The sequence below is a fragment of the Paenibacillus sp. NN59 genome (genome assembly GCF_057597225.1).
The window spans coordinates 4,402,173-4,419,489 of record NZ_CP199678.1 but is presented as its reverse complement, the minus strand read 5'-3'; the positions used below and the strand labels follow the sequence as shown (position 1 = coordinate 4,419,489).

Annotated in this window: 10 protein-coding genes; all 10 read left to right on the top strand. The window is 37.3% G+C overall.

Annotated elements, in window-relative coordinates; all coding sequences use genetic code 11:
* Positions 1-3 precede the first annotated feature (3 nt).
* Complete coding sequence (locus tag ACT89M_RS19455) at positions 4-3,432, top strand: condensation domain-containing protein (protein WP_308722803.1); 3,429 nt, start codon at positions 4-6, stop codon at positions 3,430-3,432.
* 193 nt (positions 3,433-3,625) lie between these two features.
* Positions 3,626-5,491, top strand: coding sequence for an asparagine synthase (glutamine-hydrolyzing) (gene asnB, locus ACT89M_RS19450; protein ID WP_154888206.1), 1,866 nt, complete (start codon positions 3,626-3,628; stop codon positions 5,489-5,491).
* A gap of 24 nt (positions 5,492-5,515) precedes the next feature.
* Positions 5,516-7,366 carry a non-ribosomal peptide synthetase gene (locus ACT89M_RS19445; protein WP_154888208.1) on the top strand — a complete coding sequence of 617 codons (1,851 nt, stop codon included), beginning with the start codon at positions 5,516-5,518 and terminating at the stop codon, positions 7,364-7,366.
* Positions 7,338-8,321 (top strand): C39 family peptidase, encoded by a 984-nt coding sequence (locus tag ACT89M_RS19440; protein ID WP_154888210.1) that lies wholly within the window; start codon positions 7,338-7,340, stop codon positions 8,319-8,321. Before ACT89M_RS19445 ends, ACT89M_RS19440 begins: the two co-directional genes overlap by 29 nt.
* Positions 8,318-9,040, top strand: coding sequence for a thioesterase II family protein (locus tag ACT89M_RS19435; RefSeq protein WP_154888212.1), 723 nt, complete (start codon positions 8,318-8,320; stop codon positions 9,038-9,040). The genes ACT89M_RS19440 and ACT89M_RS19435 overlap by 4 nt, the downstream gene beginning before the upstream one ends.
* Positions 9,041-9,058: 18 nt before the next feature.
* Entirely contained in the window at positions 9,059-9,331 is a 273-nt protein-coding gene (locus ACT89M_RS19430; RefSeq protein ID WP_154888214.1) for an acyl carrier protein, read from the top strand.
* Positions 9,324-11,072: an ABC transporter ATP-binding protein gene (locus ACT89M_RS19425; protein WP_154888216.1), complete on the top strand. Its 1,749-nt coding sequence runs from the start codon at positions 9,324-9,326 to the stop codon at positions 11,070-11,072. Before ACT89M_RS19430 ends, ACT89M_RS19425 begins: the two co-directional genes overlap by 8 nt.
* A gap of 20 nt (positions 11,073-11,092) precedes the next feature.
* On the top strand, positions 11,093-12,826 hold the full coding sequence (locus ACT89M_RS19420) for an ABC transporter ATP-binding protein (RefSeq protein ID WP_308722802.1): 1,734 nt from the start codon (positions 11,093-11,095) through the stop codon (positions 12,824-12,826).
* The gene (locus ACT89M_RS19415; protein ID WP_253492791.1) at positions 12,827-13,879 is read left to right on the top strand and encodes a hypothetical protein; all 1,053 of its coding nucleotides are present in this window, start codon (positions 12,827-12,829) and stop codon (positions 13,877-13,879) included.
* Positions 13,880-14,268: 389 nt separating this feature from the next.
* The gene (locus ACT89M_RS19410; protein ID WP_308722801.1) at positions 14,269-17,190 is read left to right on the top strand and encodes an insulinase family protein; all 2,922 of its coding nucleotides are present in this window, start codon (positions 14,269-14,271) and stop codon (positions 17,188-17,190) included.
* The last annotated feature ends 127 nt before the right edge of the window (positions 17,191-17,317 follow it).

Sequence of the window (17,317 nt, the reverse complement as noted above, 5' to 3'; positions counted from 1 at the left end):
ACGATGATGAAATTGAAGGATTTATCTTTAGGGTACAGTAGCAACAAGGCTTCTATCGTTCAGAATGTACAAAAAGTAGATAACAGGGATATTGCCATTATTGGAATGGCAGGTTATTTTCCAGGTAGTGAGACATTAGATGAGTTTTGGACAAACCTCTGCGATGGCAAAGATCTAATTGTGGAATTACCGGAAGATAGAAAAATGGATTTGGATCGTTATCTAGACTTTAAAAACGTCCCAAATCCCGGATATGTTAAAGCAGGATATGTGAAAAATGTCGATACATTCGATTTTCACTTCTTTGGATTATCTCCTGCCGAAGCAAAAGCAATGGATCCAAACCAAAGGCTCTTTTTAGAGGTTGCATGGAAGGCTATTGAAGATGCTGGATACGGGGGCACCAGATTAGTTGGTAGTGAAACTGGAGTATATGTCGGTTTTAGCGGAAACGCTGGTGGGCTGTATCAAAATTATGTTCAAGATATTAGCCCTGAGTTGGAAAATGTAGCAGGGGGGCTAAATGCTATTATAGGAAGCAGAATTTCCTATTTATTAGATTTGAAGGGTCCAAGTATGCTAATTGATTCTTCATGCTCCTCTTCGTTAGTAGCAATACATACAGCTTGTAAAGCTATTCGTAATGGGGATTGCGAGGCAGCCATATGTGGTGGAGTAAATCTCAATCTTTTGCCAACAGAGAGTGGAAACAAGATTGGAATTGAATCTAGTACATCTAAGGTTCGCGCTTTTGCAGAAGGGGCTGATGGAACAGTTAGTGGAGAAGGAGCCGCTGCAATTATGTTGAAATCACTTCATGCGGCTCAGAGTGAGGGAGACCATATTTACGCTATCATCAAAGGTAGTGCAATTAATCAGGATGGTAAATCTGCTGGTATTACTACGCCTAATGTTGCGGCTCAGGAAGAAGTATTGCTTAAAGCCTGGAAAGATGCCAGAATCGAACCGAGTACGATCTCTTATATAGAAGCACATGGAACGGGTACCAAAATAGGAGATCCTATTGAAGTAGAAGCTCTAACCAGAGCAATGAGGAAATTCACAGATCAAAAGCAATTCTGTGGTATCGGATCTTTAAAATCGAATATTGGGCATTTGGATGCAGCAGCAGGAATTGCTGGAGTGATCAAGAGTGTATTGTCACTAAAACACAAAGTAATCCCTCCATCTCTACATTTTGATTGTCCGAATAAACTCATTGATTTTATCAACTCGCCTTTCTATGTCAACCAAGCATTATCTCAATGGAGTGATAATGACGTTGTTAGACGATGTGGGGTGAGTGCGTTTGGTATGAGTGGAACTAATTGCCATCTGGTTTTAGAGGCGTACGATACTAAGACACTACAGACAGCCGATACGAGCCACTTAAACGAAAATTCAATTAATGTATTAGCTATTTCTGCACGAAACTCTGAGGTGCTTTACGTACTTCTCAAAACATATAAATCATTTTTGTCTTTAAATCCAGATGTTGACTTGAAAGGGATGTGCTATACAATTAATACAGGTAGGGGACATTATTCGGAGCGAATATTAGTCTTTTTTACCGATTATGAAGACCTCCTACGCAAATTAGATTTATGTCTTGTAGTTCCGTTTGATCGTTTTGTTCTACCTACTAAATTAGGTCTTTACGAACCTTTCAGAGACTTGTTTAACCAATATCTACAGGGAGAACAAGTTGATTTAAGAGATGTTTATAATGCTCCAGTAAATAAGATTTCACTTCCTTCGTATCCGTTTGAAAGAATTCGTTGTTGGTTGGAGATCGACAAGAATAAATGTGTTGATGAAACTTATTCTAATGGAACATCCATCAAAACAGTTCAGCAGACAGTGAATCAAGTCTGGAAGGAAGTGTTAGGTTACAACGAAATAAATGAAGATGCTAATTTCTATGAATTAGGAGGAGACTCCATTTATGCTCTGAAAATTGTTAATAAGCTACGTGATCATCTTCAGGTTGATCTTGAGATCAGTAAATTATTTGTTCATCCTACGATTTCAGAGTTTACAAACTATGTGGAAACAAAATCAGACCCAATGCGTCAGATAAAATCCTATGATCCGGTGGTAAAAAATAAGGGATTTATACCGCTTACATTTGCACAGAGAGGTATATTTTATGCTCTTCAAAGATCGAAATTAAATACAAGTTACAATATGCCTGGATCTCTAGATATATTTGGAGAGATTGACCTAGAAAGATTAGAAGATTCACTTCATACACTTGTTAAATTACATCAGCATTTGCAAGCGTCATTTCATTTTGTAAAACAAGAGCCCATGCAGAAAATAGAAGAATATGAGTTTGAAATTGAGCATCTTCATCTTGGAAATAATGATATTGAATCACTATATCGGGACTTTGTAAGACCTTTTGATATATCTACTGAAATTTTAATCAGAGTAGGTATAGTTCATTGTAGTAGTGACCATTATTGTGTCTTTTTTGATGTGCATCATCTTGTTTCAGATGGTGTATCTATGAATATTTTAATGGAAGATTTTGTCAGTCTCTATCTTGGAAAAAACCTTGAAGTTGTTAGTCACAGTTATCAAGATTATATATTCTGGCAACAAAGCAAGGAAGGCCTCCAAATTTTTGATGAACAGGAACGATTCTGGCTTGAGCATTTGAAGGGAAAACTTCCTGTTCTAGATATGCCAATGGATTATAGTCGTCCTGACATACGAGAAGGAACGGGAGATGAGGTCGGTATTGATCTAGACTCAGCTCTAACTAGTCAAGTAAGAGAGAAGGCAATGGCAGAAGGAGTAACCACATTCACTTTTCTGTTTGCGGTATATGCGCTGCTCTTGCATAAATTTTCAGGTCAAGAAGACATTATAATAGGTACCCCCACCTCAGGCAGATCACGATCAGAGTGGGAAAGGGTTGTGGGCATGTTTGTAAATACACTTGCATTGCGTGTGAAGCCGAAACAAGATCAAACATTTAAAGAGTTTTTACATTCTGTGCGTGAAATAATCCATAATGCTTTGAATTACCAGAGCTATCCTTTCGAACTGATCGCTCAAAAAGCAGAATATTCTCACGATATAAACAGAAATCCAGTGTTTGATACAATGTTCATTATGCAGAATAACAAATCAAACATTATGAATATTGATAACTTATCTTTCGTCAGTAAGCAGTTTTCTAATGATACAGCAAAATTTGATTTTAAGATGGAAGTCTATGAGTCTCCTGAGAAATTAGGGATTGTTTTAGATTACAGTACTGAACTGTACCGGGAATCAACGATCCAGTTATGGTTAAATAACTATCTTCACTTAATTAAAGAGATATGCTCAAATTCGAATGTAAGATTAAGAGACATCTTCTTAATTGAAAGCTCAAGAAACGATAAAGCTTTTCTTGATTTTAATGATGATTTAAATTGACGGGATACTTAAGTCAGAATATAAATTATTGACTTTTATATGTTAATGACGGTTTCTATCACGTTTTGAATTAAAAATAATTATTAATTCAGCTACCTATTTCGAAACCGTCATTAGCTTACGATGCAGAAGTCGATATTCTTCCGGTTGTACAATACATATAGTTAATTCATTTATTAACTGTGGAGGTAATATGTGCGGAATTTGCGGTGTGTTCAATCTAAAATTGAAAGATAATGTCGTTGCTGTTGCTACATTGGAAAAGATGATTCAATTACTCCACCATAGAGGACCAGACGATCGTTCCCAATATATAACGAAACGATTAGCGTTGGGTTTTACAAGACTTAGTTTACTTGATCTTGAGCATGGTCAGCAGCCTTTTTTTAACGAAGAAGGTACAGTTGTGGCTGTGTGTAATGGAGAGATTTACAACTATGAAAATTTAAAACAAACGCTGCTAACCCATGGGCATGTAATTAATACAAATTGTGACATGGAAATTATACCTCATCTGTATGAACAATATGGGATGAACTTTATAAACTATTTGAATGGTCAATTCGCCATTGCGTTATACGATTCAAAACGTGAGGAAATGTTTCTTATACGTGACCAAACGGGAATATGTCCGTTATTCTATACAATTAAAAACGACGACGTCATATTTGCATCGGAAATCAAGTCAATCTTGCAACACCCCTCAGTTAAAAAAAAGGTGAATCTTATTGCTCTAGATCAACTATTTACATTCCCTAGCATAGTTGCTCCAAACACCTTATTTGAAGATATTTTTAGTCTTGAGAGTGGGCATTACTTGAAAATTTCTGGTGGTGTAGCGGAGAAAGTTCAGTACTGGGATCTTATATATCCAAAGCTAAATGAAGTGGGGAAATCAGTAAAACAAGAGCATGATTATTTAGAAGAATTAGAAGATGTTTTTTCAGAAGCTGTAAATATTAGGTTGAATGCTGATTCTCCGGTAGGTTTGTACGTGAGTGGAGGTTTAGACTCCTCTATGATCGCTCTTAAGGCATCAGAGTTCTCTACAGACTCAAGGAAAACATTCTCTATTACTTTTCGAGACAAAAAATTAAATGAAGCCAAATATCAGAAACTGATCGCAAAAACGATAAACTCCAAACACTATGAATATGAATTTGATATAAACGACATCACAGAACAATTGCGAGATGTGGTATGGCATTCGGAGACCGCTTTAAAAGAGAGTTACAATACGGCTTCTTATATGCTTTCTAAACTTGTAAATCGTGAAGGAATTAAAGCAATACTTACTGGTGAAGGTGCTGACGAGTTGTTTGCAGGGTATGTGGGTTACCGTTTTGATCAGTTTAATGCTCAAAAAGGTACTAAAGCGGTTGCAAAAGAAGAACTTGCCATTCGAGAAAATTTATGGGGGGATCCCAGTTTTTTTTATGAACAAAATTACAGTGAACTTCAATATTTAAAATTAAAACTCTATAGTGAAAAGATATCAGTTGATTTTTCGTTGATAAATTGTCTAAATCATCCTGTCATTTGTAAGAACAAGATCACAGATATTCATTTATTACATAAACGTTCGTACATTGATTTTAAATTAAGACTTCCTGAACATTTGCTAGCCGGTCATGGCGATCGAATGGCCTACGCGAATTCAGTTGAAGCTCGTTATCCGTTTTTAGATGCGAAGCTAATCGAATTCACTTCGAGAATACTACCACCAAATCTAAAACTGAAAGGTTTTAACGAGAAGTATGCATTAAAAAAAATTGCTGATCAATTCGTTCCTGAAGAAATAATTAAACGTCCCAAATTTGCTTTCGTAGCTCCTGGCAGTCCCGAATTGATTCAAGAGGGGAATGAATATTTACTAAGCCTTCTTTCTTATGAGAGGATAAAAAAACAAGGTTATTTTAACCCTGATTTTGTGCATGAATTATTGGCTCAATATAGTCAAAATGGTTTCAAACTAAATGTTCCCTATGAGAGAGATTTACTAATTATTATTATTACTTTTTGTGTGTTTTTAGATGTCTTTGATATGCCGGACTTATAAATTAAAAACTGGGGGTATAAAGTGGTGGATGAGAGAACAATCCAGGCAAAAATATCAGAAAGTTTTAGCTTATATCAGAATCAATGTGCAATAGAGTACCAAACTCGGCATATTTCATATTCCGAGTTACAGTCAAAATCTAATCAGATTACCCATTGGCTGAGAAATGAAAATATAGAGACGGGAAGCTTTGTTGGTGTTTCTGTCCATGACCGTTTTATTCTAATCGCAGCGATGATTGGTATTTGGAATGCTGGTTGTGTTTTTGTGCCCCTAGATGCCGATTATCCGAATAAAAGATTAGAATCCATGATAGAAGCAGCGGAACTGAAAGTAATTATCGTGGAGCATATTGAATCGCGGTTTGCCATGATCCAGGAACGCGGCGTTAGGCTGCTTGAGGCAACAAATTCTAATCTAGAAATATTAGCTAACACTGAAATTTTACATTCTCTCGAATATGATGAGGATGATGCGGTGTATATATACTTTTCATCAGGAACTAGTGGACTGCCTAATGCAATAGTCGGTCGAAATAAAGGGTTGCTGCACTACACAGATTGGGAAATCAACGAATTTGATTTAATGGGTGGAAAGAAAGTTAGCCAACTGACTTCTCCAAGTCACGATCCCTTTCTAAGAGATATCCTGGTACCTCTACTATCAGGAGGAACCATTTGCATACCTGAATCCAAGTCTGTTCTCTTATACGCGGAAAAACTAATGACATGGATAGAAGAAAGTGAAGTTCAAGTAATTCACTGTACCCCAAGTTTATTCAAAAATATGAATATGTTTAAACAAGATCGAGAATATTTCAAATCTCTTGAATATATATTTCTAGCTGGAGAAGAGATTAGTCCTAAAAAATTAAAAAATTGGTATGAGACAATGGGTACTCACGTCCAACTAATTAATCTTTATGGACCTACCGAGACTACACTGGCCAAATTATTTTACAAAATAAAACCACAGGATGTACATCGTGCAAGAATGCCCATTGGCCTACCAATGTCCGGAGCACGTGCAGTTATTGTGAACGAAGAATTACAGGTTTGTACTGATGGTACTAAAGGAGAAATCATTATTCGTACTCCTTACCGCAGTCTAGGATATTTTAATAATGAAAATTTAAACCGAATAAGATTCATTCAAAATCCATTCTCTGAACTTGAAGGAGACTGGGTATATAGAACTGGAGATATGGGTAGATTGCTGCCAGATGGAAATATTGAATTTATGGGACGAAAAGACAGACAAGTCAAGATTCGAGGACATCGTGTTGAACTAAATGAAATTGAGCACACTATTATGGCTACGGGACTAGTAAAAGATGTAGCTGTGATCGCAAAGGACATGCCTTCAGGAGATCTAATGATAGTTGCCTATGTCATTCCCAATTTTAGATCACCAGATGAAACTTCGTATTCCTTTGAAAAATATAAAAAAAGTATTGAAAATATTTTGTTGGAGCCAATGATTCCCTCATATTTCTTTGAGCTTTTGGAATTTCCTCTCAATGAAAATGGAAAGATTGAATACTCCGCACTTCCTGCACCTGATTTGGTAGAATATGATCCACCGATTAGTCAATATGAGAAAGAGATTGCCCTAATTTGGGAGGAAATCCTTGAAATTGAATTAGTTGGACGGAATCATGCTTTTTTACAGCTTGGTGGGAACTCTATCAATATAATGAACATGATTGCTAAGATATATGAAAAATATGAGGTGGATTTGACGTTAGAAGTCATATTTGAAAACTCGCAACTCTCTGAAATTGCCCGCTACGTGGAGATAAAATACAATGAGATGAAATTAGAGATGGCGGAACAGGAGGAACTAGATGACAGTAAAAGTTATTCAGGGAATTAAACCATTTAACCATTTTTTTTATAAAAGCTGTTTTTATAATGCCTTGTTTCCCGTATTAGAATGGATGAATAGAAGCATATATCCACATATTACAAATGATATTATTTTATATAATCAAAACATCCAAACGCCTGGCATGTTAGAGATGGTATATCATAACTTCCGTGATCCTGAACAAATTTTCGTTGAAGAAAACTATAAAATCAATACATGCCACAGAAAAGACGACATAGTTAATGAGCTTATTCAGGCCATTAATCTTAACAATCCAGTTATCATTTGGCTAGACTGCTATTTTGAAAATATTCGCTCAGACATGTACCTCAATGAACATTGGGCTCATACGATATTAATCATCGGTTACAATGATGCTACTCAACAGTTTGCTATAATGGAGCATTTGAACAAAGACAGTCTAAACTATGAGTTGAAATGGCTTTCGTTTGATAGTCTTAAACAGGCTTACAATGGCTTTTTCGATTTAAAGCATTCTGAAGAAAACCCTATTTCTTATTACGAATTTTTTTATCAATCTGAAGATGAAAATTACAGTTGGGTTGGAAGATTTGAGGATAATATAATTAATCACCAACATTTATATGAAAAAGGTATTATTCAATTAGAACAATATTCAAGATGGCTTAAGGATGTATGTCGGGATCCGGATCATCTGGTTCAATTTATAGAACCCATATTTTCAAGTCTAAATCAAATTGTTACAGCTAAACAGGTTGAATGTGCAAGATATTTTTATTTTGATCAAAACCAAGAACGATTACAACTGATAGGCAATTTATTAGAAGAGTGGAAAAGTATTCGTATTATTTGGGGGAAATACTATTTTTCTTCGGTTTATTCATATGATCGGATTTCTATTTCTATTGATGGAATATATAGAATACTGGAAATGGAAAAAAAGTTGGTCTGCATTAATGAAAGGAAGCCAATTTTATGAGCAATCAATCCACGCCTGTGTTATTTTGTATTCCCTATGCCGGCGGAAATGCTTCGATATATTATAAATGGAGGAAAAGTTTAGAAGGGGTTGTACATATAATTCCATTGGAAATGAGAGGGCATGGTCGCCGCTTAAATGAGGCATTGTATGATAACTTTGATGATGGTGTTGAAGATTTGCTTCAGCAAATTCAAGATGCCAATATTGAGACGTCCTACAGCATTTTTGGACACAGCTTAGGTGGTATGTTAGCTTACGAAGTATCAAGAAGACTTGAGGGGAAAAAGGAGAATATTCCCCAACATGTTATTATCTCGGGGTGTTTACCTCCTAACTTGTTTGGTACCAGTAGACAAAAGAAAGTACAAGAAATAAATGATTCTAGTCTATTAGAGACCATTAGGAATTTAGGAGGCACACCGGAAATTATTTTACAAGATCAGGAATTGCTGAGTATCTTCTTACCTGTTATTAGAAATGACTTTCGATTAGTCGAAGAGTATGCTTTTCAGGAAACACCTTCAATGGGGCTGCCCTTGTCTATTTATGTTGGGGACGCAGACACACCCTGTGACCTAGATTCAATACGCGGGTGGTATGATTTTACAGAATCAACTCAAAAAAATATAAAAATATTTCATGGTGGTCATTTTTTTATTCATGAGGATGAAGAAAAAGTCATTCAACAAATATTAACCGAAATGAAAATTCAATAAGACAGGAGTACTATAAATATGACTAATGAAATTGAAAAGCAATTTATTGATATGTTGCATAAAGAACTACCTGGGATTGAAATAGAAATTTCAATGGAAACGAATTTAATTCAAGCTGGAGTTAACTCTATTAGCTTTATCAAACTTGTAATTCTAATAGAAAATGAATTTAATATTTCATTTGATGAAGAGAGATTAGACATTAGTTATTTTCCGACGATCAAAGATATTGTAGATTATATCGAATCCGAATTAAACAAAAATAATTCCTTAGAGAAAAAAAATGGATAAGACTGTCTCATATTCAGCTGCTAAAACTTTCTCGAGGCTAATTAAGCATTCTAAATCTTATATTATATTATATATTTGTTTATTACTAATAATTGTGTGCTTAGCTTTTATAAACTTAGGTTATCTTGAATCGATTCGAAGAATAATTTCGGGTGCTACCTCAAAGTCTCTTCAAGCCGTGTATATTGGTGCTTTTTTAGCAATAGCTACTACTCTAGTTCAAATAGTTCTTGGTCTTTTACAGGACAGAGTTATGATTAAAGTGAAAAATGAATCTATAAGCGGAATGCAACGTGACGTTCTTAACGAGATTTACAGAAAGAAGCAAGAGTCCTTAGAGGACTATCATAGCAGTGATCTATTAGGTAGATTGCTTAGCTCTGTCACCAATGCACAAACAGGAGTCAACGAAAAGTTTCTTGTTTTATTTCAAAATCTACTACAGATACTTTTCAGCTTGGCATATTTCAGCTGGCTAAATTTCCCCTTAACCATCGGATTGATTAGCTTCACATTAGCTTATCCGATGATGACTTACCCTATATCGCGGTTTTTGCGTAATCATTATGACCGTCAAGGGGACGAAGTTGCAAAAAGAGATGTTATACTTCAAGAATCCGTACAAGGTGTTGAGGAAGTAAGAACATTCCAATTGCAAAAACATTTACGATTATTGCTATCGGACAGACTTCATCAGGTTCTACAGCGTACTTTTAAAATCTCTATATTAGAGAGAAGCATCGATTCACTGAATAGGTTTGCTACTTTTGGTGGAATGATTTTCACGCTAGGTTTCGGCGGTTATCAGGTGTTCAATGGAGACTTGGCTGTGGCGAGTTTGGCTACATTTGTTGTTACAAGTGGACAACTTATAAATCCACTGTTATCTATTTCTAGTTTATGGACTGATACGATTCAATCTCTAACACAAGCACAGAGAGTTTTTACAATCATAGATTTACCTGATGAGAAAAACAATGGATTAAAAGGGAGAGTTAGCTCTGATAATGTAAATGCTTACAACCTTACGTTTGAAAACCTAAAGTACAGTTACTCAAATGGAAACAAAGGTTTGAAAAATTTCAATTTAAAAATCAACTCAGGTCAAACGGTTGCGATCGTTGGTCCAAGTGGTTCAGGTAAGTCAACTTTAATGAAATTACTACTTCGATTCTATGACCCTGAGCAAGGTAAAATCCTATACGGTGATGTACCTATTAATGATATCGATATTCATGAATGGAGAAGCTGTATCGGTTATGTTTCTCAGGATGCGGTCATTTTCACTGGTTCCATTAGAGATAATATTTGTTTCGGATTAAATAATGCTTCATCAGAGGAAATAGAATTTGCGGCGAGATTGGCTCATTTACATGACAGGATTGTTGCTCTACCCGAAGGTTATAATACGGTTATTGGAGAGCGTGGTGTTAGTTTGTCTGGAGGAGAGATTCAGCGACTTTCTTTAGCTCGTGTCTATTTGAGAAGACCCGCAATTTTTTTGTTAGACGAACCAACTTCAGCTTTGGACATTGAAAATGAGAAAAAATTCAAAGAGTCGATAGATTACATTGCAAAAGAATGCACAACATTTATTGTTGCTCACAATCTAGAAACGATCAGACATGCAGACATTATTGTTTATCTCAAAGACGGTGTTATTGAAGAAATCGGCAGTCACGAAGAATTGATAAACAAGCAAGGCGAATATTACCGATTGTTACAAAACGAATACATGTAGGAAGGGGATTAGCATAACGTATGGATGAGATTATCAGTACAAAAAAAACATTATCTCTTTTATGGGGTTATTTGAAAAAATATTGGATGATTTTAGCTTTTCTCCCTTTCTTAATGCTAGTAGATGTTTCGTTTGAGATAGGTGTAGCTAAAATTCAGGGATTATTCATTGATACCGCGACCACAGGTACGAAAGAGGAACTTTTCTCCTTAATCAAACTAGTCATTTCTTTACTATTAGCAGGCATTCTATTTTTATCAATACATCGCCATATCATCGTTAAGTTACTCGGTTACGTTCATCGTGATCTGACGTTGAGGTTATTCGATGTACTTAACAATATGCCATATCAAAAAATAAAGATGTTTCACTCTGGAGAACTAGTTTCCAGAGTGAAGGAAGATGTTGAGCATAGTTCAAAAATTATAGAATCGTTAATTGAGTTCGCCACTGTCTTGTTACTTATCATCTTCTCTTTCATTTACTTAATTCGAATAGATGTGGTATTAGCATTGTTAGGTGCTTTTGGATCCCCTGTTCTTTTTATGATTGGTCGTATTTTCGATCGAAAGATACGCAATCAATCAAGCCTTGTACAGGAGAAAGAACTGAAACTACGTGAAACATCACAAGAATTTATTCAAGGCTTGGCGGTTGTTAAAATATATGGGGCCAAGAATCTTTATGTAGATCAATTTGAGAGACAGAGGGGTGAACTAAACCGATCACAAACTAAACTTGCCATGGTCAATTCTATGAGTCGAACTTTTACAGAAGGTAGCTTTCAATTAATCTATATTGTTGCCCTAATTTTCATTGCAATTGCTGCTTCAAGAGATTCATTAACTCCAGGTACAATTGTTACATTTAGTGTGCTTTTTGAGTTGGTTGTTTGGCCAGTTCTTGGAATGTCAAATCAGTATAGTCAGGTGCAAGAAGGGGTAGGGGCTTTCCGGCGAATCAACGAATTTCTAAAAACTAACCGTAATGCGGATAGCGAAACGATAATTTCTAAAGAACAAGGATTATTAGATAAAGATACAGTGCTTTCTTTGGAAAATGTATCGTTTCAGCCAGAAAGTAGTCATGAAGCAATTTTGAAAAATGTGAATTTTAAATTAAAAAAAGATGAGACAGTTATCGTTATAGGAGCAAGTGGTTCTGGCAAATCTTCACTCGCTAAGGTGTGTAGTGGTCTCTATGTACCTACATCTGGAAGAGTAGTCATTAGAGAAGAGACAGATTCTACTCAGAATGCTGTGTATGTAAGTCAATCAGCTTATCTTTTTTCGGGAAGCATACGTGAAAATATGGAGCTGAATTTACAAGGAATTACCGACCACGATATAAGTAAAGCTTCAACTTTAGCGGGGCTAGAAACATACATTGAACAGTTGCCTGAATCTTTTAATACTCTTATTAGTGAACAAGGATCCAATTTTTCAGGTGGGCAAAAGCAGAGGTTAGCATTATCTAGAGCGTTTATACGTACTGAGAGTGATTTTATTATTATGGACGAACCTACATCTGCGTTAGACAAAGGAAACGAACAAAAAATAGTGGAATCCATGAAAAACTTCTTAAAAAATAAAGCTGCAATCCTCATTACCCATCGCCTGAGTCTTCTGCCTCTAGCAGATCGAATTATCGTTATGAACGAAGGCGGGATCGCTGAAGTAGGAACACATTCAGAGTTAATGAATAAAAAGGGGTTTTATTGGAAAATTAAAAATGCTGGAATTGAGGAAATTTAAGTGAAACGAATAGAATTAGCTATTAAGCCTTACAATGAGTTATGGATTAATTGTGTTTCCAATAATATGTTAAGCATCCTAAGTGCACACAACGAAGTGTGGACATATCTTCCTTGCTTCTCTCAGGCTTATTATGCAAAGAGATTGTTAATACCAGAAAAATCGGGTCAGGATGTAATTCAAGAGTACTTAAATGAAGGATGGCTCACATTACAGGTACTTTACAATCTACCAGAACTTGATCAATTTTTTCATGTGGAGCACTTATGGCCAAACTCAGAGGACGAGGCTGAAAATTTAATCAAACAAAAATTAAGCGAAGGTTGTTATGTATCACTAGAGTTGGATCGGTTTTACTTTTCTGGTGGTATTGAGTACAAGAAAAAAACTTTAATACATCCTACTCTAATCTATGGATACGATGAAGCCAAGCAGTCTTTTTTGTTATTGGAGGATTGTGTGCAACTGGGGCATCTAGAAGAATACAATCTTTCTTACACAGACTTTAATTTGGCTTTTCAAAATATGAACAATGGTACAAATGAAGAGAACGTTATTTTGCACATTTTAAAATTAAAGCCATTTGAAGAATCAAAAACATTATTCAAGGATCTGAAAAAGTTAACAGTAGATAACCTAAACGTATATTTATCAAATGTTCGTAAAGATTATGACGAAATATATTATGATGAATATGGCATTGGCGCCATCCAATGTTATGCAGAAAATGTTGATGAAATCGTATTTGCGGCGAAGGATAAAGAACATTTATATCATATATGCAAAATGCCATTTAATTTACAAAAAAGGAATTTTCTTTTGGTGGAATTATTATACGAATATAATGTCATTGATCAACAAGAAAAAGATATGTTACAAAAAAAGTATCAAGACCTTAGTAATAGTTGGCAGGCTTACAAAAATAAAGTATTGTATTACGTAGAATCCTCAAGGCCTGTCACTTATAATACTGATTTCAAGGAAAGATTAAATAAATTATATGCTACTGAGCGGGAAACAGCGGAGCTTTTCCTTGCCTGCTTGAAGAAATAGGAATGGTTTGTGAGACACAACTCCACCAATTATTGAACTTGAAAGAAAAACAGGGTACTAACGTAATATCTAGAAATATTAAAAAAGGTTAAAGAAAGCAGCTCAACTTGAGCTGCTTTCTTTAACCTTGATCTGTATCTTCAAAGTTTGAAAAGTGGAAAGGGATCAATAGACCTATAAGATTTGTTTATTTTAGAGGTGCTTATCACATCCAACAATTTCATTTGCACAACACATTTCATAAACACAACCCCCACATAATACATATCAGAAAGTGGATTCGGGCGTCTATTTATGAAGAGAGGTCACAATGGTGTATACTATCGATAGGCATATATTACCTTTCCCATCAACCAACACAACAATCTATGGACGGAGGACTCAAGTTTATGTTGAAACAGCTTAAGCCATATAAGGTATTACAGGAGCGTAGAATCGAAGAACTGAAATCCGATGCGTACCTGCTGGAACATCAAAAATCGGGTGCTCATATCATACTGTTGTCCAATAGTGATGATAACAAGGTGTTCAACATCGGTTTTCGCACACCTCCTGAAGATGATACAGGGGTAGCTCATATTCTGGAACACTCCGTGCTATGTGGCTCGAAAAAGTTCCCGGCTAAAGATTCTTTTGTGGAGCTGCTCAAAGGTTCACTCAATACATTCCTCAACGCGATGACGTATCCTGACAAAACCGTCTACCCCGTTGCGAGTCGCAACGATCATGACTTCCATAACTTGATGGATGTGTATCTGGATGCGGTATTAAATACGAATATTTATGAGAATGAAAAAATATTTTTGCAGGAAGGTTGGAATTACAACCTGACTTCACCAGAAGACGAACTGACATACAACGGCGTAGTGTATAACGAGATGAAGGGTGCCTTTTCTTCGCCAGAACGGTTGGTTCGACGAGAGGTGCTGAATTCTCTTTTCCCGGATACAACATACTCCTGTGAATCTGGGGGCTTCCCGGAGGCGATTCTGGATCTCACTTATGAAGGATTGCTTGATTTCCACAAACGGTACTATCATCCGTCCAACAGTTACATCTATCTATACGGGGATATGGATATGGAAGAAAAGCTGCAGTGGCTGGATGAAAATTACTTAGGCAACTATGATCGGATCGAGATTGACTCCGAGATTAAACTGCAATCTGCTTTCCCGAAACGGGTGGATACGGTGAAGTCCTACTCTGCGGGAAGTACGGAATCCGAAGTAGACAATAGCTTTTTGACCTATAATGCGGTGATTGGCACAAGTTTGGATAAGGAATTGAACATTGCGTTTCAGATTTTGTTATACGCACTGCTCAATGCACCGGGAGCTGTTCTGAAGCAAGCCTTGCTGGATAAAGGCATCGCGAAGGATGTCTACGGCTCTTATGATGATAGCTTGTATCAACCCGTGTTCACGGTGGGACTGAAGAAGAGCAACTTGTCCAGCAAGGACGAATTTCTCGGGACAATCAAGGAAGTGCTGGAGCGCGTTGTAAAAGAAGGCTTTGATCCGAAAGCATTGCTTGCCGGCATTAATTCTTATGAGTTCAACCACCGGGAAGCGGACTTTGGCCGGATGCCGAAAGGACTGATCTACGGACTCTCCTCCCTCCAAAGCTGGCTGTATGATAAGGAAGCGCCTTTCACGTATTTTGAAGCGAATGATGTATTTGCAGAACTTCGGTCCAAAATGAAAGACGGTTATTTTGAACAACTGATTGAGAAGTATTTATTACAAAACACACATACATCATTTGTTGCGCTCACACCGGACAAAGGCTTGAACGCACGCAAGGAAGAGGCACTGAAGGAGCGGTTGAAGTCGGTGCAGGCTGGACTTCGTCCAGAAGAGGTGCAGGATATGATTAAGCGCACCGAGGCGCTTGCCGAGTACCAGAACACCCCTTCCACCAAAGAACAGCAGCAAGTCATCCCGACGTTGTCTATTGAGGACATTGATACGAAGGCGTCTAAACTGTACCAAACGCTGAACAACGTGGATGGCACAACGATTTTGCATCATAACTTGTATACGAACGGTATTGGTTATCTGAGAATGTTGTTTGATATCAAGGAAGTACCGCGCCGCTTGTTGCCTTATGTGGGATTGCTCAAAAACGTCCTTGGTTACGTGGACACTCAAAACTACTTGTTTAACGAGTTATCGAATGAAATTCATATCCATTCTGGAGGCATCAACAGCGGGGTTGGTTCTTATGCGAATGCGCATCAGCTTCATGATTTCAAAGCAACCTATGAGTTCAATGCGAAAGTACTGTATGACAAACTGGGATTTGCTTTTGATATGATCAAGGAGATCGTGTTTACGTCCCGTTTTGACAACTCGAAGCGACTTTTCGAGATTATTTCTCAGGTCAAAGGTAATTTGCAACGCAGTCTGATCAACAGTGGTCATTCCGCAGGAGTTGCCAGATCGTCCTCGAAACATTCAGCCGTTGCTGATTTCCGGGAGGCGGTTAGCGGGATTGCTTATTATCAGTGGCTTGAGGATCTACAGGCGAACTTTGATGCGAAAAAAGAACAGCTGTCTTCCAGCCTGCAAGAGCTGATGGGTTACATTTTCAGACCGGAGAACCTGCTTGTCAGTTACACGGCAGACGATAAAGGATACGAAGGTCTGGAAGAGCAGGTGTCCGCACTGAAAGCCAAGCTGTTCACACATGATGTGGCGAAGGAAGCTTTTACCTTTACGCCTGCAACACATAACGAAGGTTTCCGTTCTCCTTCCGAGGTTCAATATGTCGTTCAAACCGGGAACTATGCTGAAAAGGGCTACGCCTATACGGGCTCATTACGTGTGTTACAGGGTATATTGTCACTGGACTATCTGTGGAACAATATCCGTGCCAAAGGTGGCGCTTACGGCTGTATGTCCGGGTTCAGACGGAATGGTGACAGTTTCCTGGCTTCCTACCGTGATCCGAATCTGGATAAAACCTACAAAGTATACGAGGAGATTCCGCAGTATTTGAACGATTTCCGTGCCGACGAACGGGAGATGACTCGTTATATCATTGGTGCGATCCAGGATCTGGATACGCCAAGAACGCCTTACAGTGAAGGGGCATTCTCGCTGGAATGTTATCTGTCCAATGTGACGGAAGCTGATCTGCAGCAGGAGCGCAATGAGGTGCTTGGTACGAAAGAGAGCGATATTATCGGGTTTGCCGGATTTGTCTCTGCCATTCTGGAGCAACAGCATCGGTGTGTTATTGGAAATGAGCACAAGATTGAAGAGCAGAAGCAACAGTTCGATGAAACGTTGGATCTGATCAAACATTAAGGAGCGGTAACCAGGGTTGCGGCTGTGAAAAGAAAGATTCAATCAATATCTTTAGAAAAAACATCTGTAGATAACAAGAAGAGACACTTGCAAGGGCTGGTAAGTGAAACAGCTTGGGCAAGTGTCT

What these genes read in the sequence shown, in the direction of transcription:
- ACT89M_RS19440 (WP_154888210.1), top strand. Translation starts at nt 7,338, where the DNA reads ATGACAGTAAAAGTTATTCAGGGAATTAAACCATTTAACCATTTTTTT.
- asnB (WP_154888206.1), top strand. Translation starts at nt 3,626, where the DNA reads ATGTGCGGAATTTGCGGTGTGTTCAATCTAAAATTGAAAGATAATGTC.
- ACT89M_RS19420 (WP_308722802.1), top strand. Translation starts at nt 11,093, where the DNA reads ATGGATGAGATTATCAGTACAAAAAAAACATTATCTCTTTTATGGGGT.
- ACT89M_RS19410 (WP_308722801.1), top strand. Translation starts at nt 14,269, where the DNA reads ATGTTGAAACAGCTTAAGCCATATAAGGTATTACAGGAGCGTAGAATC.
- ACT89M_RS19435 (WP_154888212.1), top strand. Translation starts at nt 8,318, where the DNA reads ATGAGCAATCAATCCACGCCTGTGTTATTTTGTATTCCCTATGCCGGC.
- ACT89M_RS19430 (WP_154888214.1), top strand. Translation starts at nt 9,059, where the DNA reads ATGACTAATGAAATTGAAAAGCAATTTATTGATATGTTGCATAAAGAA.
- ACT89M_RS19455 (WP_308722803.1), top strand. Translation starts at nt 4, where the DNA reads ATGATGAAATTGAAGGATTTATCTTTAGGGTACAGTAGCAACAAGGCT.
- ACT89M_RS19425 (WP_154888216.1), top strand. Translation starts at nt 9,324, where the DNA reads ATGGATAAGACTGTCTCATATTCAGCTGCTAAAACTTTCTCGAGGCTA.